This is a genomic window from Peribacillus sp. S4, assembly GCF_046715815.1.
In the GTDB taxonomy this organism is placed as follows: Bacteria; Bacillota; Bacilli; order Bacillales; family DSM-1321; genus Peribacillus; species Peribacillus frigoritolerans.
The window spans coordinates 990,133-1,010,174 of the sequence record NZ_CP175708.1; the positions used below are offsets into that span (position 1 = coordinate 990,133).

The 20,042-nt window shown below is 40.7% G+C and carries 20 protein-coding genes; 13 read left to right on the forward strand and 7 right to left on the reverse strand.

The window, feature by feature from the left end:
- Nucleotides 1-115: 115 nt before the first annotated feature.
- From ACJ9PY_RS04740 to ACJ9PY_RS04750, 3 genes are all read right to left on the reverse strand, one after another.
- A complete protein-coding gene (locus ACJ9PY_RS04740) occupies nucleotides 116-1,114 on the reverse strand; it encodes an anion permease (RefSeq protein WP_411739570.1) in 999 nt (332 codons plus the stop codon).
- 15 nt (nucleotides 1,115-1,129) lie between these two features.
- Nucleotides 1,130-1,750 carry a DUF47 domain-containing protein gene (locus ACJ9PY_RS04745; RefSeq protein ID WP_034315087.1) on the reverse strand — a complete coding sequence of 207 codons (621 nt, stop codon included), beginning with the start codon at nucleotides 1,748-1,750 and terminating at the stop codon, nucleotides 1,130-1,132.
- A 237-nt stretch (nucleotides 1,751-1,987) separates the two neighbouring features.
- Nucleotides 1,988-2,986 (reverse strand): inorganic phosphate transporter, encoded by a 999-nt coding sequence (locus tag ACJ9PY_RS04750; RefSeq protein ID WP_278089277.1) that lies wholly within the window; start codon nucleotides 2,984-2,986, stop codon nucleotides 1,988-1,990.
- 395 nt (nucleotides 2,987-3,381) lie between these two features.
- On the opposite strand from ACJ9PY_RS04750, the gene ACJ9PY_RS04755 reads away from it, so the two are divergent.
- Both ACJ9PY_RS04755 and ACJ9PY_RS04760 read left to right on the forward strand, forming a co-directional pair.
- On the forward strand, nucleotides 3,382-4,212 hold the full coding sequence (locus ACJ9PY_RS04755; protein WP_187050523.1) for an aldo/keto reductase: 831 nt from the start codon (nucleotides 3,382-3,384) through the stop codon (nucleotides 4,210-4,212).
- Between the two features lie 474 nt (nucleotides 4,213-4,686).
- Nucleotides 4,687-4,941: a GlsB/YeaQ/YmgE family stress response membrane protein gene (locus ACJ9PY_RS04760; protein WP_170946860.1), complete on the forward strand. Its 255-nt coding sequence runs from the start codon at nucleotides 4,687-4,689 to the stop codon at nucleotides 4,939-4,941.
- A 908-nt stretch (nucleotides 4,942-5,849) separates the two neighbouring features.
- On the opposite strand, the gene ACJ9PY_RS04765 is transcribed toward ACJ9PY_RS04760, so the two are convergent.
- Nucleotides 5,850-6,761, reverse strand: a complete 912-nt coding sequence (locus ACJ9PY_RS04765) for an RluA family pseudouridine synthase (protein ID WP_377330976.1) — start codon at nucleotides 6,759-6,761, stop codon at nucleotides 5,850-5,852.
- 232 nt (nucleotides 6,762-6,993) lie between these two features.
- Here ACJ9PY_RS04765 and ACJ9PY_RS04770 point away from each other — a divergent pair, with 232 nt between their 5' ends.
- Nucleotides 6,994-7,401 carry a DUF5365 family protein gene (locus tag ACJ9PY_RS04770; protein ID WP_268564683.1) on the forward strand — a complete coding sequence of 136 codons (408 nt, stop codon included), beginning with the start codon at nucleotides 6,994-6,996 and terminating at the stop codon, nucleotides 7,399-7,401.
- 67 nt (nucleotides 7,402-7,468) lie between these two features.
- On the opposite strand, the gene ACJ9PY_RS04775 is transcribed toward ACJ9PY_RS04770, so the two are convergent.
- Together ACJ9PY_RS04775 and ACJ9PY_RS04780 are read right to left on the reverse strand one after the other, a co-directional pair.
- The gene (locus ACJ9PY_RS04775; RefSeq protein WP_411739571.1) at nucleotides 7,469-7,939 is read right to left on the reverse strand and encodes a thioredoxin family protein; all 471 of its coding nucleotides are present in this window, start codon (nucleotides 7,937-7,939) and stop codon (nucleotides 7,469-7,471) included.
- A gap of 124 nt (nucleotides 7,940-8,063) precedes the next feature.
- Nucleotides 8,064-8,363: a disulfide oxidoreductase gene (locus ACJ9PY_RS04780; protein ID WP_222620111.1), complete on the reverse strand. Its 300-nt coding sequence runs from the start codon at nucleotides 8,361-8,363 to the stop codon at nucleotides 8,064-8,066.
- A gap of 190 nt (nucleotides 8,364-8,553) precedes the next feature.
- Here ACJ9PY_RS04780 and ACJ9PY_RS04785 point away from each other — a divergent pair, with 190 nt between their 5' ends.
- The 3 genes from ACJ9PY_RS04785 to ACJ9PY_RS04795 all read left to right on the forward strand — a co-directional run bounded on the left by ACJ9PY_RS04785 (nucleotide 8,554) and on the right by ACJ9PY_RS04795 (nucleotide 12,672).
- Nucleotides 8,554-10,101: a carbon-nitrogen hydrolase family protein gene (locus ACJ9PY_RS04785; protein ID WP_063577224.1), complete on the forward strand. Its 1,548-nt coding sequence runs from the start codon at nucleotides 8,554-8,556 to the stop codon at nucleotides 10,099-10,101.
- Nucleotides 10,102-10,257: 156 nt separating this feature from the next.
- On the forward strand, nucleotides 10,258-11,988 hold the full coding sequence (locus tag ACJ9PY_RS04790; protein ID WP_187050525.1) for a phospho-sugar mutase: 1,731 nt from the start codon (nucleotides 10,258-10,260) through the stop codon (nucleotides 11,986-11,988).
- 156 nt (nucleotides 11,989-12,144) lie between these two features.
- Nucleotides 12,145-12,672, forward strand: coding sequence for an NADPH-dependent FMN reductase (locus ACJ9PY_RS04795; protein ID WP_057275653.1), 528 nt, complete (start codon nucleotides 12,145-12,147; stop codon nucleotides 12,670-12,672).
- 130 nt (nucleotides 12,673-12,802) lie between these two features.
- Here ACJ9PY_RS04795 and ACJ9PY_RS04800 read toward each other — a convergent pair whose 3' ends face one another.
- Nucleotides 12,803-13,045 carry a YhdB family protein gene (locus ACJ9PY_RS04800; protein ID WP_048689737.1) on the reverse strand — a complete coding sequence of 81 codons (243 nt, stop codon included), beginning with the start codon at nucleotides 13,043-13,045 and terminating at the stop codon, nucleotides 12,803-12,805.
- Nucleotides 13,046-13,177: 132 nt separating this feature from the next.
- Between ACJ9PY_RS04800 and ACJ9PY_RS04805 the strand changes: the two genes are divergently transcribed.
- From ACJ9PY_RS04805 to menC, 7 genes are all read left to right on the forward strand, one after another.
- Nucleotides 13,178-14,146, forward strand: a complete 969-nt coding sequence (locus ACJ9PY_RS04805) for a M14 family zinc carboxypeptidase (protein WP_411739572.1) — start codon at nucleotides 13,178-13,180, stop codon at nucleotides 14,144-14,146.
- A 49-nt stretch (nucleotides 14,147-14,195) separates the two neighbouring features.
- The gene (locus tag ACJ9PY_RS04810; protein WP_411739573.1) at nucleotides 14,196-14,516 is read left to right on the forward strand and encodes a DUF3889 domain-containing protein; all 321 of its coding nucleotides are present in this window, start codon (nucleotides 14,196-14,198) and stop codon (nucleotides 14,514-14,516) included.
- A 231-nt stretch (nucleotides 14,517-14,747) separates the two neighbouring features.
- Nucleotides 14,748-15,629, forward strand: coding sequence for a radical SAM/SPASM domain-containing protein (locus ACJ9PY_RS04815; protein WP_034315057.1), 882 nt, complete (start codon nucleotides 14,748-14,750; stop codon nucleotides 15,627-15,629).
- A gap of 368 nt (nucleotides 15,630-15,997) precedes the next feature.
- Nucleotides 15,998-16,840: a MurR/RpiR family transcriptional regulator gene (locus ACJ9PY_RS04820; protein WP_328129679.1), complete on the forward strand. Its 843-nt coding sequence runs from the start codon at nucleotides 15,998-16,000 to the stop codon at nucleotides 16,838-16,840.
- Between the two features lie 64 nt (nucleotides 16,841-16,904).
- Complete coding sequence (locus ACJ9PY_RS04825) at nucleotides 16,905-18,053, forward strand: M20 peptidase aminoacylase family protein (RefSeq protein WP_411740236.1); 1,149 nt, start codon at nucleotides 16,905-16,907, stop codon at nucleotides 18,051-18,053.
- Nucleotides 18,046-18,840 (forward strand): GNAT family N-acetyltransferase, encoded by a 795-nt coding sequence (locus ACJ9PY_RS04830; protein WP_336058504.1) that lies wholly within the window; start codon nucleotides 18,046-18,048, stop codon nucleotides 18,838-18,840. The genes ACJ9PY_RS04825 and ACJ9PY_RS04830 overlap by 8 nt, the downstream gene beginning before the upstream one ends.
- Before the next feature lie 13 nt (nucleotides 18,841-18,853).
- On the forward strand, nucleotides 18,854-19,966 hold the full coding sequence (gene menC / locus ACJ9PY_RS04835; RefSeq protein ID WP_411739574.1) for an o-succinylbenzoate synthase: 1,113 nt from the start codon (nucleotides 18,854-18,856) through the stop codon (nucleotides 19,964-19,966).
- Nucleotides 19,967-20,042 lie beyond the last annotated feature (76 nt).

The window sequence follows — 20,042 nt, forward strand, 5'->3', positions numbered from 1 at the left end:
CTCGCTAAAAAAAATTCCTTCTCCTTGAATTTTAAACGATTTCCTATTGATAAGCATAGATAAATCCTTGTAAAACAGAAAATCCCTACCGATGGAAACCGGAAGGGATTTTATTTTAGAATAAGAAGTTAATTAAAAGATAAAGCAAACCAGCTAATGTTGCCGAGATGGGAATGGTAATGAACCAAGTGATGATCATTCTTTTTGCCGTTCCCCATTTTACGCCCTTGACACGATGCGCAGACCCAACACCAAGGATTGAAGACGAAATAACATGGGTTGTACTGACTGGCATGTGTATTACAGTCGCGCCGAAAATGATAAAGGCTCCGGTTATATCGGCTGCAACACCATTGACCGGGCGGATTTTCATGATTTTGCCGCCAACGGTTTTAATGATTTTCCATCCGCCGACGGAAGTTCCAAGTCCCATTGCGAGAGCACAGGAGAACTGAACCCATAAGGCGATATCGGTACTTGATGCATAACCATTTGCAATAAGGGCCATCGTGATGATACCCATCGCTTTTTGTGCGTCGTTCGTTCCGTGGGTATACGATTGAAGTGCTGCAGTAGCAATCTGTATAGTCCGGAATTTTTGGTTTGTTTTTGTCAGGTTATTGTTTTTAAAGACAACTTTAAAGATGCTGTATACGATAAACCCGATTACAAAAGCAATTAACGGGGAGAAGATCAAAGCTTGAAGAATTTTCATGAAACCTTCCCATTTAATTCCAGCGAATCCCGCTGCAGCAATGGCTGCACCAGCAATCGAACCGATCAATGCATGGGAGGAACTGCTTGGTATTCCGTAATACCAGGTTAGAAGGTTCCATATGATAGCGGCAAGTAGAGCAGCCATAATTACATATGAACCATTCGGAAGCGTGAACGGATCCACGATATCCTTCGTTATGGTCTTCGCCACTCCAGTAAATGTCATGGCACCGACGAAATTCATGACGGCTGCCATGATGATGGCATGCCTCGGCTTCAAGGCCTTTGTTGAAACGGCAGTCGCTATTGCATTGGCTGTATCATGAAAACCATTAATGAAGTCAAATGCTAAAGCAAAGAAAACGATTAATATTGTTATAATTAATAAAGTATCCATTTATTGGGGTACTCCTTAGGCGTTTTTCATTATGATTGTTTCAAGTGTATTGGCCACCGCTTGACAGTGATCGGCAATCTCTTCAAGGCTTTCGTAAATTTCTTTATATTGAATGATCCTGATTGGATCTTTTTCAACTGTAAACAAGTTTTTGATTGATTGACGTTGGATTCCGTCACAAACGGATTCAAGATCTTTAATTTTGATTGCATGTTCACGTATCAATGGCAATTTTTTAGTGGATAGTGTATCGACAGCATTTTCAATCTCATAAGTACACTGCTTGATTGCATCCACAAACTTAAGCATATACTCATCTGCATTTACAATTGAGTACATTTCGAATAATGCCGCACAGTGTTCCAAACCGTCTATGACATCATCCATTCTCATGGTTAATTCAAGGATATCCTCCCGTTCGATAGGAGTGATGAAAGCATTGTTCAGCTCTTTGATCACATTATGAACCATTGAATCGCCTTTATGCTCATAGTCTTTCATCGTATCTGAAAATACTTTTAGATCGGAGATATTTTTGAGTTTATAATCCGCGAAATAGTCAGCACCTTCTTTAAGGTTTTGAGCGATGTTAAAAAGCATTACAGCGAATTTGTCTTTTTTTGATTTAAAAGCCATGTTAAAGCCTCCCAATTAGTCATGCAAATTTACGCACTTTAGTCGTACGCTTAGTATTAACAAATTGATTGTAACGAATTCATGTAGGATCCGGGAAGGTTTTTCGACGAAAATTTACAAAATCTTAATAAAACTTTACATAAAAAAACAAGGAAAATTAAAAAAAGGGAAAAACCTGCATTTATAAGGGGGTATTTGTAAAAAAAAAGCCTTTCCGATATGGAAAGGCAAAAGGTTCTATAAAAATAAAGCAATCAAATAGTAAATGACTCCAGCTAAGGAAGCAGAAATTGGCAATGTAATGAACCAAGTGACCAACATGTTTTTTGCGGTTCCCCATTTTACCCCTTTGATGCGGTGCGCAGAACCGACCCCAAGTATTGAAGAGGAAATGACATGAGTCGTGCTGACCGGCATATGCAGGAAGGTTGCACCGAAAATGATCGCTGCTCCAGTCATATCGGCAGCCACACCATTAACCGGGCGGATTTTCATGATTTTACCGCCAACGGTTTTGATGATCTTCCAACCTCCGATCGATGTACCAAGCGCCATGGCTATTGCGCAAGATAATTGTACCCAGAAAGGAACTTCAGAGGTAGAGGCATATCCGTTAGCGATCAAAGCCATCGTGATGATACCCATGGATTTTTGAGCATCATTCGTCCCATGTGTATAAGACTGGATGGCCGCCGTGACAATTTGTATTCTCCTGAATCGTGTATTGGTTTTTCCTAAATTATTATTTTTGAATACTACCTTGAAGATACTGTAAACAATGAATCCAAGCGTAAAGGCAAGGATGGGAGATAGGATCAATGCTTGTACAATTTTAGTGAATCCATTCCATTTAATAGCATCGAATCCACTGGCCACGATGGCCGCTCCAGCTATTGAACCAATGATCGCATGGGAGGAACTGCTTGGAATGCCAAAATACCAAGTGATTAAATTCCATATTATTGCCGAAATTAGTGCAGCAAGGATAACATAAGAACCATTATTCAATGTGAAAGGATCGACGATATCCTTTGTAATGGTATGCGCTACACCGGTAAAGGTCAGTGCTCCCAATAAATTCATGACCGCAGCCATGATGATTGCATGACGTGGTTTAAGTGCCTTGGTTGATACGGCTGTAGCGATGGCATTAGCCGTATCATGGAAACCATTGATAAAGTCAAAGACCAAAGCAAAAATAATAATTAGCGCGGTTAAGATGAGAATGCTATTCATACATGGAGGACTCCCTTGATTTCAAGTATGTAAAGTGTATCTAGATTATGGCCGATGAATGGGCACAGGACAGCTTGCACTCCTCAATATATAGCATGGGAGTTTTAGTTTTGATTATTCTTAAAAGATGGCACCTTCTTTTTTACATGGTTTAAAGTCGAACTATACTATTGTAACGAATTACATACCTATTAGGATAGATGTTTCGTCATTTTTTTACAAAATATTTAACTTAATGAATGATTAAAAGGTAAAAATGTATCCTTTAATACATTAAATGGTATTTAAGTGTTGTTTTCGCGCTCAAGGGACTTTATAAATCCCGATGCTTATGGTTAGAAATAGAAGGTGGAGGGATGTATAATTGGTAAATAAAAGTAAGGGGGAATGATGGAATGATTTCGAATATTGGGGAAACGATCACCTTACATAATGGAGTTAAAATGCCACAGTTGGGTTTCGGTGTATTTAAAGTGAAAAACGGCAATGAAACGGTTGAGTCCGTCAAAAAAGCGGTCGAAGTCGGTTATCGTGCGATTGATACAGCGGCCATTTATGAAAATGAAGAAGGTGTAGGCCAAGCGATACGGGAATGCGGAGTGCCACGTGAAGAATTGTTCATAACCTCCAAAGTGTGGAATACCGAGCAAGGATATGATACGACGCTCAAGGCATTTGAAGATAGTTTAAATCGACTTGGATTGGAATATTTGGATTTATACCTGATCCACTGGCCGGGAAAAGATAAATATCTGGAAACCTGGAGGGCCTTGGAGAAGCTTTATAAGGATGGAAAGGTGAAATCAATCGGTGTAAGTAATTTCCATATTCATCATTTGGAAAATTTACTTGCAAACAGTGAAGTGAAGCCGGTCGTCAATCAAATTGAATTGCATCCACTTTTGACTCAAGCCGAAATTCGTGATTACTGTGCAAAACATGAAATAAAGGTAGAATCTTGGAGCCCGCTAGGCAGAGGGAACCTTTTGGAAGAGCCGACAATTAATCATATAGCAAAGAAGCACGGGAAAAGTCCAGCACAAGTGTTGATTAGATGGCATTTGCAACATGATCTAGTTGTAATACCTAAATCGATTACGCCATCCCGTATCAAGGAAAATGCACAGGTATTTGATTTTTCATTGAGTTTAAATGAAATGAATCAAATAGATGCCTTGAACAAAAATGAACGTTTCGGCAGCAATCCCGATGAACTTTTGTTCTAAAAAGAATACTGCAAATGATAGGAGGGTGTCCCGAAAATGGGGCATCCTTTTTCTTTTTGCTTTATGAACATAATTGAGACGAATGCTGCTTATACTAACTATGTGACAAAGTTAAGCCTATGGTATACCCGTTTAATATATCTGATAATCCTGTTTTTATTGCCAAATATTTTTAAAAAAAATTAGGTTTTAGATTAATTAAACGGGGAAAATAATGAGTACAGCAGCAAACAAAAAGAAAAAATTCACTAACATGAGGATTGTTCAATCAGTTACTCAAGGGCTATAGCTAGCTAACACTACCCAATAACTAAACATTCACATTCATTAGATATTGTGCGAATCGGCATCATACCATTTGAATGTAAAGGTTAAAAGTACTGAAAAAAAGCATGACAATATGGAAGTGATTTAATTTCTTGGAGTCTGCTGCAGAAAATCAAAAAATAACTAATTTGAAGGAGGAAATATATTATGGGATTTTTATGGTCATTAATTATCGGAGGTATCATCGGTTGGTTAGCAGGTATGATTGTTGGACGTGACGTACCATTTGGAATTATCGGTAACATTATCGCTGGTTTTGTTGGTGCATGGTTAGGTTCATTAATTCTTGGGAACTGGGGACCTTCAGTGGCAGATTTCGCTATAATTCCAGCATTGATTGGTGCAATCGTATTTGTCTTCATCTTAAGCCTTATCTTAAAAGGCATGAGAAAAGCTTCATAAATACAAAAATAAAGCTGGCCCAAGTGGCCAGCTATTTTTTTATGCCAAAATGAACGGATTTCGTCCCAACATGTGTATATTTCGGCCGTGTAGCGTAAAAAAAACTCGACCCAACATGCAGAAAATCTGTCCGCTGAAAAAAAGTATGAGCGACAATTGGGATAATATTAATGAAGAAATAAGAACACCGTCCCGGTATGTTACGATATTTCAGACTGTCACAAATTCGAAATTAATGGAGTTTGCAAAAAAGTGTTGATCTCCACTTCAGGCACTCGCTTTCCGCGGGCGGTCCGGGAAGCCTCCTCGGCGCACTTGCGCCTGCGGTGTCTCCCCTGGACACGTATTCCCGCAGGAGTCTCGTACCTTACGCTCCAATCAACTTTGTTTTACCTTTTAGATAGAGCTCCATTTGACTAAAAACTCGATAATAATTGATTTTTCCTACAGCACATTTTTGAGTATTTATATAATTGAAATGTTGATTTCCTCTCCAGGCACTCGCTTTCCGCGGGCGGTCCGGGAAGCCTCCTCGGCACTTTGCGCCTGCGGTGTCTCCCCTGGACACGTATTCCCGCAGGAGTCTCGTACCATACGCTCCAATCAACTTTGTTTTACCTTTTAGATAGAGCTCCATTTGACTAAAACTCGATAATAAATGATTTTTCCTACAGTATTTTTGAGTGTTTATAGAATTGAAATGTTGATTTCCTCTCCAGGCACCCGCTTTCCGCGGGCGGTCCGGGAAGCCTCCTCGGCGCACTTGCGCCTGTGAGGTCTCCCCTGGACACGATTTCCCGCAGGAGTCTCGTACCATACGCTCCAATCAACTTTGTTTTGAAATTTAGCTAGATCTCTTTTGTACAAGCTCGAACAACGTCCGAAATGGCACGGTGTTTTATTTCTGTTTAAATGTTGAGATTGAATATTTCAGGTCTATCAATGAAAGGAGCTTCAACGATCATTTTTTCTTCTGAAATGGGATGGATGAATTCGATTTTCCTTGCATGCAGGGCTTGACGTGGAAATGTCTTTTTTCCGCCATACAATGTATCTCCGGCCAAGGGATGGTTCAAATGACTGAAATGCACCCTGATCTGGTGGGTTCGGCCGCTTTCCAGGGTGCAGCTGACGAGGGTCAAGTTTTTCTTGGAATCACGGTTAAGCACCCGATAATGGGTGACTGCCGTCTGGCCAGTAGGGGAAACCCTTCGTCTAGTGGCATGGTGGCGGTCACGTCCAATTTTTTCTTTAATTTCTCCTTCATCCTTTTTAATGTTTCCTTCGACTAAAGCTAGGTAAGTCCGCTTGATTTCCCTTTCTTCCAACATTCTATCCAGCATGGACCCAATGAGGCGGTTTTTGGCAAAAAGGACCGCACCGGTGGTATCTTTATCAAGCCTATGAATATGCTTGATCATACAGGTCTGGCTGGTTTTTTGAAGATGGTGTGCGACTCCATTGAGGAGGGAGTGTGCGTCACCCGGTTGAGAAGGGTGGGTTTCCATTCCAGCCGGCTTATTGGCTATCAACAACACATCATCTTCATATAAGATGGTAATTCCTAAGTCTGCGGCTTGAACTGTTTCATTTTCAGCGTGATCCAATAAGGGGATGCTGATCGTATCTCCTTCATTGAGGATAGTTGACCAGGTGACGTAATTCCCGTTCATTGACACTTCTTTACTCATCCTCCATTCATGCACTAATTTTTTCGGGGCCTTCCATCGCTCCCTGAAAAGCTTTTCCAATGTTAATCCATTCCAACTTTGGAGAACATCAATTATTAAATGTTGGTTAGTTATTTTGAAATTTTCCAATTTAACTCCTACTTTCGACTCGTTTGGTTGTGCTTGAATGAAAAAAATCTATAATAATTATGGATATGGTATAAAAAAGTAACCTTGGGCCTATTGCTAAGATTTTCAGTGGTGGAAATTACCACATATTTTTTACAATATTTATGTTATTCTATGGGGAAAGAAATCCCTTGTCCTAGAATATACATATAATAGATAGGTCTAACGGATCTGAAAAAAGGTGGTTTTTTTAGTGAAGACGGTCTTTTCTTCAACGGAAGAACAAGAGCAAGAAATAGCGAGTCTCGTGTCTCGTTTCTACGAATCTGTATTTCCAAAGTACTTTACGGAAAGTGAAATCCTTCATTTTCGTGAGATTGGCGTTTTAGAGCCCAATCAAAGTTCTTTTACTTACTTGGCAACATTAAGAGACGCATTTCAAGTAATGACATGTCTTCAAGTCCTTATGTCGATATTAGACAAACAAAAGAGGGTGATGGAACCTAAGTCTGAAGAATTGTTCCAACATAACATCACTCTATTGAATGAATGCGGAATATTCTTCCCCTTTTATTATGACCATTTTTCAAGTATAAACCTTGAAGCGAATAATGAAATGCAGATGATGGACATCCAGGTGGCGAATCAATATTTAGTATAAGGCAAAAAAAATGAGCCGGCTATAACGGGAGAAGCATTTCCGTTAGGGCCGGCTCATTTTTTCATCCTTAATTAATATCGTGGTCCTCGAACCATTTCTCGAACGTTACTTCATCTTTAAATCCGACGATTCGTTCTTGTTCTTTGCCATTTTTATAATGAACGATGGTAGGAGTCTTTTTGATGCCATAGTCGCTCCATCCTTGTTCAAACTCCAAAAGATTGAATTGAACAAGATCAATACCCAATTTCTCTGCCAAAGGTGCCACGACTGGTGTGGTTTTTTGACTGATTGAGTTCGTAGGACTATAGAAATAAACGGTCATGTCTTTACTATCTTGGAGGTCCTGCTCCAACTCTACAGGAAGAATCAAATTTTGATAATTGGGGTCATCCAGCTGATCGACAGTAGCGGGTTTAAGCTTATCCTTGCCGTATGGATTTCCTTTTGATTTTTCTTCTTTTTTCAAGTTTGTAAAAACGCCCAGCAGGACAAAAAGGGCGACGATTATCACTAAAAATATAGCCATTTTCTTCATTAAGCTGCAACCTCCTTGGATCTTGTCCATACGATGTAAAAATAATGACGAATGCAGTCAAGGCTAGAACGTGATGGTGATGAAACCAATACGTTTATATATTGTCCTGTACCTGGAACCCTTCTCATGCAAGGGTGTGGTCGGGAAAGAATGAATCCTTTTTTATCAAGTAATGGTACGTGGAAATGAATGCACCGATAGCGGACGATATCATGGTATAAAAACTGATCCAATAATCTTTTCGAATGATTGCAATTCCTGATATGACCGTAAAAGGATACATGATGATCCGCTGATACCAACAGAGTGCACAAGGTTCGTATTGCTTAATTTCAGAAAAATATAAGCTTCCAAACATCGCAATGATGGAAGCAGCCCAGGCTGCAAATAATAAGTTTTCCACACTGCGTTTTGTATTGTTCATGGTTCCTCTTCCCCATCTCTTTTTACTCTCATGAAAAGTATAGTATGTAAGGACCGCGTCTGTAAAATATATATTCTTTTAACGGACATTCAGAATGTTATTATTTGAAATCAATGGGTAGGTTCGGTTGTTTTAATTTTTGAATAAGGGGTATAATTCTTATGGAAGAGATTAAAGGAGTCTGAGGAAAATGCCTAATTTGGACCTGCATAAATATGAAAAAATAATGGAAATACGTAATACGAGGCTAGGAGACATAGATGAAATAATTGCTTTGCAGTCGAGTTGCTTTCCGGGAATGGTTCCCTGGAAGCGAGATCAGCTTGAGAGCCATCTGGCAATTTTTCCAGAAGGGCAGTTTGTGGCTGAATATGATGGAAAAGTGATTGGTTCATGTTCCAGCCTCATTATTAATTTTGACGAATATGATGACCGCCATACATGGGATGATGTAACCGATAATGGGTACATCACGAATCATAATCCGGACGGTTATAATTTATATGGAATCGAGGTCATGGTCCATCCTGAGTTCCGCAGGATGAAAATTGGTCAAAGACTATATGATTCAAGGAAAGAACTTGTTGCCCACTTGAATTTAAAAAGCATCATTATCGGGGGCAGGATTCCCAATTACCATAAACATGCGGAGGAACTCTTACCAAGGGAGTATGTAAAAGAAGTTCAATTGCACAAAATATATGATCCGGTTCTTTCGTTCCAGCTTTTAAATGGGTTCACGCTTATGAGGATCAATCCGAATTATTTGCCGGACGATCTGCAATCCAATAAGTATGCTACGCTCATGGAGTGGAATAACGTTGATTATCAGCCGAAAACAAAACGTTATTATAAAACATCGGAACCGGTACGGATTTGCGTCGTGCAATACATGCTGCGTAAAATCGATTCATTCGATGACTTCGCTAACCAAGTCGAGTATTTCACCGACGTTGCTTCGGATGCCAATGCGGATTTCGCCGTGTTCCCGGAATTGTTCACAACCCAGCTGATGTCTTTCTTGAATGAAAGATCACCAAGCTTGGCTGTCAGGAAACTGTCGGATTTCACGGAGCAGTACATTGAATTGTTTACCACTTTGGCTGTAAGGTATAACGTCAATATCATCGGCGGTTCCCATTTCGTTAAAGAAGATGATGATAATATCTATAATATCGCTTATTTATTCCGTCGCGATGGAACGATTGAAAAGCAATATAAAATTCATATTACACCGAATGAAAGAAAATGGTGGGGTATTAACGCAGGTGACCGCGTTCGTGTCTTTGATACGGATTGTGGTAAGATCGCCATACAAATTTGTTATGATATTGAGTTCCCGGAACTCGCCCGGATTGCTACCGACATGGGAGCCAAAATCATATTCACTCCATTTTGTACAGAAGACAGGCAAGGCTACCTGCGAGTTCGCTATTGTGCCCAGGCACGTGCCGTGGAAAACCAAATTTATACCGTCATTTCCGGAACGGTTGGAAATCTCCCGCAAACGGAAAATATGGATATCCAATATGCCCAATCGGGAATCTTCTCTCCTTCGGATTTCGAATTTGCACGTGACGGCATAGTCGGGGAAACAAGCCCGAACCTTGAGATGGTCCTGATTGGCGATGTCGATTTGGAGATTTTAAGGCGGGAGCGTCAGTCCGGTACTGTAAAGCAATTGAAAGATCGCCGTCATGATATTTACCATCTGCATTACAAAGATGGCGGGAAATAAATAGGAAGAAAACAGCTCGTGATGTGAAGAACACTGGATTAGGTTCTTTTCATTACGAGCCTTTACTTCATTTATTGGAATAAATATGATAATTTTGTATATGTAAGGCAGATACATAATAATTACAAATAAGGCGTTTGGGAGGAGATGTTGGAGATGGATTGGAAATCTTTATACACTACTTGGGCAGGGTACCAGAATTTAAATGGGGAATTACGTGTCCTCCTTGAGGAAATGCAGCGGGATGAAGCACAACTCGAAGATGCCTTTTATAAAAATTTAGAGTTTGGCACAGGCGGAATGCGTGGGGAAATCGGAGCGGGAACGAACCGGATGAATCTTTATACTGTAAGGAAGGCAACGGTTGGGTTAGCTCAATATATCTCTTCGTTTGGGGAAGAAGCAAAAGGAAGAGGGGCTGTGATTGCTTATGATTCGAGACATAAGTCCCCGGAATTTGCACTCGAAGCGGCTAAAACCTTGGCTACATTTGGGGTGAAGGCTTATTTATTCGATGAATTGCGTCCAACTCCAGAATTGTCATTTGCGGTTCGCGAGCTGAATGCTTTTGCTGGAATCGTCATCACGGCGAGCCACAATCCGCCTGAATATAATGGTTACAAGGTTTATGGGTCAGATGGGGCACAATTGCCGCCGGAAGCAGCGGATCAGGTGATCGGCTATGTGAATGCCATTGAAAGTGAGCTTGAAATTCAGGTTGAAGAAGCTGAAGTCCTTAAAGGGCAGGGCCTCATCGAAATGATTGGGGAGGAATTGGACGCTGCCTATAATCGTGAGCTGCTGACGGTTCCCGAGAACCCGCAGCTTGCCGAGGAAATAGATGTGTCAATCGTCTTTACGCCGCTTCATGGAACGGCAAATAAATCCGTCAGGCGGGCACTTCAAAGCTTAGGATATCAAAATTTGCATATCGTTAAGGAACAGGAATTGCCGGATCCGGATTTTTCGACAGTTCAGTCTCCAAATCCAGAGGAACCAGCTGCATTTGAAATGGCCATTGAGCTTGGAAACAAGGTGGAGGCGGACTTATTGATAGCAACGGACCCAGATGCCGATCGGCTTGGAATTGCCGTTAAAAACGAGATGGGTCAATATGTTGTCCTGACTGGAAATCAAACAGGTGCACTTTTCCTGGACTATTTACTGTCCCAGAAAAAAGAGAAAGGAAAGATTCCCCAAAATGGAGTCGTCTTAAAAACCATCGTCACTTCGGAAATCGGTCGGACGATTGCCGAGTCATATGGCTTGAAGACGGTTGATGTACTTACCGGGTTTAAGTTCATCGCCGAGAAAATAAATCAGTATCATGAAAGCGGGGAAAGTAGCTTCTTGTTCGGATATGAAGAAAGCTACGGTTATCTGATTAAAGACTTTGCACGTGACAAGGATGCCATTCAAGCTGCAGTGCTTGCTGTCGAGGTCTGTGCCCATTATAAAAAGCAGGGATTGACACTATATGAAGGGTTGCTGAATGTGTTTGAAAAGTACGGCTTTTACTTGGAAGGTTTACGTTCATTGACTTTAAAGGGCATTGAGGGAGCGAAACAGATTCAAGGAATATTGAATCAAATCCGTCAAAATCCTCCTTCCCGAATAGCTGGCATTCCGGTAGTCATTGAAGAAGATTACCAAAGCAGCAAGAAGCGGACATTACTTTCAAATGATGAAGAATTGATCGAGCTTCCGAAATCAAATGTATTAAAGTATTTCCTTGAGGATGGTACATGGGTTTGCCTGCGTCCTTCAGGCACCGAACCGAAAATTAAATTCTATTTCGGTGTCCAAGGCAAATCAATGCAAGAAGCTGAGTCCAAGTTATCGGGAGTCATGGAAGATTTCATGAGCAAGATTGAAGCATTGGTTTAAATGTATGAAAGCTAAACGAAAGACTTCTTCGGTCTTTCGTTTTTTTTGATTTTTAGTTGAATGAAAAATCAAAATTCTAGGAAATTCCGTTTCGGTTTTGGTATACTGTATTGGCGACTGATCTCGGAAACATCGGGAATAATGGAGGTTTAATTCATGAAATTAGTAATCATTAATGGTTCACCACGTAAACAAGGGCGTACAGGGATTGCTTCACGCTACATATCCAAGAAATACGGAGCGGAACTTATTGATTTAAGCAATAGCGAAATCCCTTTATATTCAGGTGAAGGTGAGCAATATCAATTGGAAGTGATTCAAGGGCTCCGGAAAAGCATCGAGGAAGCTGATGGCGTAATTCTTACCACCCCGGAATATCATGGTTCCATGAGCGGAGCCTTGAAAAATGCCTTGGATTTTTTAAGCAGTGAACAATTCACGCATAAACCTGTCGCCCTATTGGCTGTCTCCGGGGGAGGAAAAGGCGGGATCAATGCCTTGAATTCCATGAGGACAGTGGGTCGAAGCCTTTATGCAAATGTGATCGCCAAACAATTGGTTCTGGATCCGCATTGCTTCGATTACGAAAATGATGGTTTATTTGAAGAGTCTGCGGTACTTGTTGAAGGTATGATCGAAGAGCTTAAAATGTATTCAACTGCATATGCTACAATGAAAAAGTGATGAAATGAGGGTCAGGTATTCAATACCTGACCCTTCCTTGTTTTTATAGGGTTTCACCAGCCAAAGTTATATCCCCGATAATTAATCCTCTTGTATAAATTTTCCCGATTTGCAAAAACTATAGTTGATTTTAGCTTGGAAGTTCACTTAAATAATCACTTGTTTTTTCTGCCGCATGATCCAGATAACGAAGCAGTGCATACAGCTGGGATTGAACGATTTGATAATCATGCTCAAACCTGTAAGCGTGCAAGAAATGTTCTATTTTTTTCGAAAGAAAGTGATCTTTCGTCCGAACCATCAATACTAACAAGCTGTCCCAATCAGAACGGTGTGTGTGAAACAATGCCTGATCATAATCCGCAATCCTCATGTTCTTCTCCCCCTTAATAAGGAGCTATTTGTATTTTGTTCAGATCTGACAGAACATTTCCTTACAATAAGTGGCGATGTATTTGGACCGCGGTTGTTGCTTTTTACCTGAATAAAAATAAAAGGTGAGTACATGAGAAAAATAATGGTAATTGGAATATTAGTGCTTCTTTTTTTCACTGAACCATCGCTGGCAGCAGAAGTGTATTCCCCTGAACAGATGGAAATGGATTTGCAAGGAATCCAAAAGCAGTATGAATTGGACGTTCGAATAATCGGACAAACTGAAAAGGGGAAAAATATAAAGGCAGTCAAGTTAGGGAAAGGAAAAAAATCGATTTTGCTGGTGGGATCACATCATGGACGGGAATGGCTCAGTTCCATACTTTTAATGCGTATGCTTGAAGAGTATGCAGCCGCCTATCGAGCGGGCAAACCTATTGGAGAATTTCCGTCGGAATCATTGGATGAAGTGAGCATCTGGTTCATCCCGATGCTTAATCCAGATGGCGTGAGCATCCAGCAAGGAGATTTATCCAATTTAAATGTTCTTGAAAAGGCTGCAGTATGGAAAATGAACCGATATAGCAGGAATTGGTCCAGGTGGAAAGCCAACGCTAAAGGCATTGATTTGAATAGGCAATATCCGGCTGGATGGAAAGAAGTAATGAGTCATGAAACAAAACCGACGTATCAATTTTATAAAGGCCGACAACCACTGGAAGCAGCCGAAGTAAAAGCGCTTACGGATTTCACGAAGGAGATCGATCCACTTATTGCTGTTTCCTATCATACCTCAGGAAGGGAAATCTTTTGGCATTACAAAAATAAACGGAAAAATATGGTGAGGGATTATGGGATTGCCAAAAAGACTGCCGAAATGACGGGGTATGAACTGACCTTTCCGGAGAAAGAAGCGGTAGGAAGCGGATTTACTGATTGGTTCATAACTGAATTCAGCCGCCCGGGAATGACGATCGAACTTAGTTATTTAGTGGATGAAACCAATCCGCCGTTGACTGTGTTTCCTGAGGAATGGAAGAGGAATCGATTAGTTGGCATCATGCTTGTAAAAGAAGCGGAGCAGCTGCATAACAACTGAACATTTTTACATAATAATACTAAGCGGAAAGTATGAGGAGGAAAAGATTTTGAAAAAAGTCATCGTGATGCTAATGGGGATTTTTTTAATCATACAAGCAGGATCCATTTCAGCACAGGCCCAAAAACCCGATTACGAAAAATACGGAAAGATTGCGATTACGGTAGTGCAGGCAGATTATCCTGAAGTTGAGATTACTGACTACGAATATAAAGGCAGAAAAACTGTAGCGAAAAATCTCGTCGAAGACGATTTCAGATTTTTGGTCGAAGATAAAGGTCAGGACTTCAATGTCATCGTGACCGTACAACATGATTTGAAAAATGAAAAATTACTTAGTTTGAAGGTTACGGAGCAAAGAGGAAAATGAGATCAGGACAAAAACCGAAATTCCAGGTAGGCATCTTACCGAACATCTTCACCTCGAGAAGATGTTTTTTTCTGATTTCTTTTAAAAGTAGTCCGGAAAAGGGGGATATCGGATTCGTAGTTATTCCAATACGGTCAGCTGCCATGAAGTTTTCATTGCATTTATGGGCAGCTAACCAGTATAGTTAGTATCAGATTGAAACAATAAGCTTGATTGTAGGGGTATTAGAAAATGAGAAAGTTTAAGAAAGTTTATGTGGAAATTACGAATATATGTAATTTGAAGTGTAATTTTTGCCCAAGTTCCAGCTTGCAAAGGACCCTTAAATTCATGGATCCCGAAGGGTTTACGGATGTTATCAAGAAAATCAAACCACACACCGATCATATTTATTTTCATCTGATGGGTGAACCGTTTTTAAATAAAAATTTGGGTACATTCCTGGATATCAGTGCTGAAAATGACCTGAAGGTTAATATTACAACGAACGGTACTTTGATTCAAAAGGTCAAAGACAAACTGCTCTCCAAAAAAGCCCTCCGGCAGGTGAATATTTCACTTCATAGCTTTGAGGCAAACGATACGACCAATAGTCTTGACTCTTATGTCAGTAATATTGCCGATTTTATAAATGAAGCAAATGAAAAAAGTGAAGTGATCTGTGCCATTCGTTTATGGAATATGGATACGGCTGAATTAAAAGCGAGTAATGGCCTGAACGATGATATTCTGAGCATGCTGGAGGAGAAGCTTTCATTGGACATTCGCTTAAGTGAAGCTCTTCAGCAAAAGAATAATATTAAGTTAAGGGACCGGGTTTATATAAACATGGCCGAAAAATTCGAGTGGCCGGAATTGGACCGTGACATTATCGATGAAAATATTTTCTGCTATGCTCTTAGAGATCAGTTAGGTATCTTGGTGGATGGTACAGTCGTACCTTGTTGTTTGGATAGTGAAGGGAAAATACCGCTTGGAAATATATTCGAAACATCACTTGAAGACATTTTAAATGGTGAACGGGCTAAAAATATGTATGATGGTTTCTCAAGAAGATGTGCAGTTGAAGAATTATGTAAACGATGTGGCTACGCAAAGCGTCATAAAAAATAAATGAAGGAAAATTACGGAGTTCACCTTCGTGGTTTCAGACTGCAGGCAAACTCGATGAAAAATCAGTTTGCCTGCAGTTTTTTTATTAAAGTTCAGGTGATTGCAGAAATCCGCTCCCTTTTCGCCGACTGAAAAAACCATCCTCGTACTCCGAACCCCATCTTATTTCGCCAAACTGAAACTATGGAGTCCATCTCTGTTTTTTTGTGCTTGAAGGACATTGCCACCATCTTATTATAAAAATTCAGAATATTATTGTTTTATTAAAAGTCCCGTGATAAAATACTCACTATTATTAATGAAGTTTATACTTCATATTGTCATATAAAAAGTATCAGATTCATATCTTGCTTCAGAGGGGATGTTTTATGGATTTACAGCAAAAAGTTAAAGAAGTATTCCCTGGTTTATCTACTGGTCAAAAAAAGGTAGCAAAATACTTGTTGGTGCATTCACATACATTTGCAGTCACTTCAGCGCAAAATCTCGGAAAAGACATTGGGGTGAGTGAAACGACCATCATCCGCTTTTGCTATTCATTGGGGTTAAGCGGATATGCAGAGCTTCAAAACCTTATACGAAATCAGTTGATATACGAGAGCAGCAGTTTGAATGAATATCATTCTTCAAAACTTGAAGCCGCGAGTCAGCCAAACTTCATGGCTCAGGTGATGGGGCAGGATATCATCAGCATCGAAAAGACCATGAAAAATTTATCAACTGAAGATTTCGCCAAAACAGTCGATAAATTGGCGGCAGCTGACAATGTTTTGATTTCCGGACACCGTTTATCATTTTCGGCAGCACATTGGTTAACCTTTACGCTTAGGCTTGTTAGGGAAGAGGTTCATTTATATCGGCCTGATACTGATGATATATTTTTAATGTTGAATAAAATGACTGAAAATTCCGTTTTTGTAGCCATTTCATTTCATCGCTATGTTAAAGAGACTGTGAAAATAACCGAAATGGCCAAAAAAGCGGGTGCATTTGTAATTGGGGTTACGGATTCCGAACTGGCTCCGATTGCGGAATACACTGACATTTTATTGCCTATTTCAACACCAAGGACTTCCACGATCGATACGGCACCAGTGTTATTCTCTTTATTGAATAGTTTAGTCGCTGGTGTAACGATTAAGGATGAACAAGGGTTCAAAGAAAGAAAAGCTATATATGATGGGTTCAATCAAGACGATTATTTCTTTTGAGATAAAACATCCATCAGTTGGTGAACATGCCCATTAAACCGGTAAGGGGGAGACAGAAATGGATATCACACAAACTATCGAAAAATTAAGACCGCGTATACTCGATATTTTTGACCATTTACACGCAAATCCAGAAACGAGTTGGAATGAGGTGAATACGACAGCTTTCATTTCAAGTATTTTAACGGGGAATCAGTGTACGGTAAAAACATTCGAGGACTGTACAGGTGTGGTAGGCGAAATCGGGGATGGGGATTTCACGGTCGGATTACGATCGGATATCGATGCACTTTGGCAGGAGGTGCAAGGGACGTTTCAAGCCAATCATTCCTGTGGACACGATGGTCATATGACCTTGGCACTGGGAGTATTCCTTGTATTGAAGGAAATGGGCTTTCGTCCAAGAGGCAAGCTGAAATTCATTTTCCAACCTGCTGAAGAAAAAGGTACGGGCGCCTTGAAGATGATTGAAGAAAAAGTATTGGATAATGTCGATTTCCTTTATGGAGTGCATCTAAGACCGGTTGAGGAAGTGAAAGATGGGCAAGCGGCGCCAGCCATTGTGCATGGAGCCGCTCAGTTCATTAAAGGTGAAATAGCGGGAACTGATGCGCATGGGGCCAGACCGCATCAAGGGCAGAATGCCATCGAGATAGGAGCGGCATTCATCACTTTGTTAAATGGAATCCATCTAAATCCGTCCATCCCTTATTCCGTAAAAATGACGCAGTTTTTTGCTGGCGGTGAAAGTTCCAATATCATCCCGGGGAGAGCCACTTTTTCATTGGATTTACGGGCACAGGATAATGCAGTGATGAACGAGCTCACCAAAAAGGTGGAAAAGGTTGCAGAATCTTTGGCCATTGTCCATGGAGTCGAAGTGAAACTCGAACCGGGAACCTGTGTTGCTGCAGCAACCGTGAACGATCAAGCCCAGGAAATAATGTCTGAAGCGATAGCCGATACACTTGGAGAAGAAAATTTGGTAGCGCCTGTCATTACAACAGGAGGAGAGGATTTTCATTTTTATACGTTGAAAAGACCTGAACTCAAAGCGACGATGCTTGGATTGGGCTGTGATTTGGCACCAGGGCTCCATCATCCGAACATGACATTCAACAAGGAAGCTTTGTTATCGGGAATTGAAATCCTGGCCAAAGCCATCATACTCACTTTCGAGAAATATGGAGGGGAGGGCCACTTACATGACTGAAGAATTCATCATAAAATCCCTTTCCGGACTAGAGGATCTACAAGAAGTGCAGCGGCTGGAAGCCCTTGTATGGGGCATGGATTGCGTTCCCATCCATCAGACGATTACGGCTGTCAAAAACGGCGGGCTTGTATTAGGCGGCTATATCAATGGCCAGTTAGTCGGGTTTCAATACAGTTTCCCGGGATTCAAGGACGGAAGGGGATATCTTTGTTCACATATGTTAGCCATCCATCCGGCCCATCAAAAGAAGGGCTACGGCAGATTACTTAAACTTGCACAAAAAGAAGAAGCACTTAAAAAGGGCTACGACTTGATCACATGGACATATGATCCATTGGAAAGTGTGAATGCAAACTTGAATATCGGTAAGCTAAAAGCTGTTTGCTCTACATATATGGAAGATTGTTATGGAAATATGAAGGATACCCTCAATGAAGGACTTTCCACTGATCGATTCATGGTGGAATGGAATATACGGCAGGAAGCAAAGGAAGAGACTCCGCTTCTTGATAAAGCCATACACATCGTAACGACAGGAATGAATGACCAAGGCTTTCCTTACATCAAGGATTATCATTTCGAAACCAATGCCGAGGTGATCGCAATCCCCATTCCGACGGATATTCAACAAATCAAAAAATCTGATCTTCGCCTTGCGATTGATTGGCGGTTAAAAACCGGTGAATTATTCAAAGTTCTTTTTGCCAAAGGATATGTTGCAGCCGGGATTGAACGGGAACAAGGTGAAAACATTCAAAACTATTTATTAAAAAAACAAGAATAAGAGGGGAATCGGGATGAAAATAACGGAAGTGCGTTTACGTCATTTAAATATGGATTTGGTAGCTCCCTTTACAACAAGCTTTGGAACGTTTTTGGATAAGGAGTTCATTCTTGTGGAAGTGAAAAATGGAGAGGGACTTTCAGGCTGGGCTGAATCTGTGGCATTTTCAGCACCTTGGTATAACGAAGAAACGATAAAAACCAATTGGACCATGCTGGAGGATTTCCTGATTCCGCTTGTATTGGATAAAGAAATAGAGCATCCTCGTGATGTATCGGATATGTTTTCGCATATCCGTAAAAATAATATGGCAAAATCGGCTATCGAGGGAGCCATCTGGGATTTATACGCAAAAGAAAAGAATATCCCTTTAAGTATGGCTTTAGGCGGGGAGCTGGAAAAAATCGATGTTGGGATCAGTATCGGCATCCAAAAAACGGTACCTGAATTACTGGCAAAGATAGAAGCTGGATTGAGGGATGGATATAAAAGAATCAAAATGAAAATTCAACCAGGTTGGGATGTAGACGTAATCAAGGAAGTGCGCAATCGATATCCCGATATCCCGATCATGGCAGATGCAAACTCCGCTTACCGGCTGAAAGACATTGAATTACTCAAACAACTTGATCAATTTGATTTAATGATGATCGAGCAACCTTTGTCATCGGATGATATTGTCGATCATGCCACATTACAAGCGGAAATCAAAACACCGATTTGCTTGGATGAAAGTATACATTCCGTCGAAGATGCTAGAAAAGCCCTTGAATTGGGAAGCTGTAAAATCATTAATATTAAGATTGGCAGGGTTGGCGGTTTAACGGAAGCAATGAAAATACATGAATTATGTAAAGAAAGGAATGTACCGGTTTGGTGCGGTGGCATGTTGGAATCTGGTGTGGGTCGTGCCCATAATATCGCATTGACAACACTTGATAACTTCACGATGCCTGGTGATACGGCAGCATCCGCGAATTATTGGCATAAAGACATCATCCAACCAGAGGTTACAGTGAATGATGGGGTCATAACCGTTCCAAAAGCGGCAGGCATTGGCTATGAAGTCGATTACACAGCGGTCGATGAATTCACTTCCTATAGTAAAAGATATACCAATAAATAAGAGTTGGAATTAAAGGACCTTCCGGCTTCATGGGCAATTGCCCCTGAAGCCGGAAGGATAATGAAGAAAAGAAAGA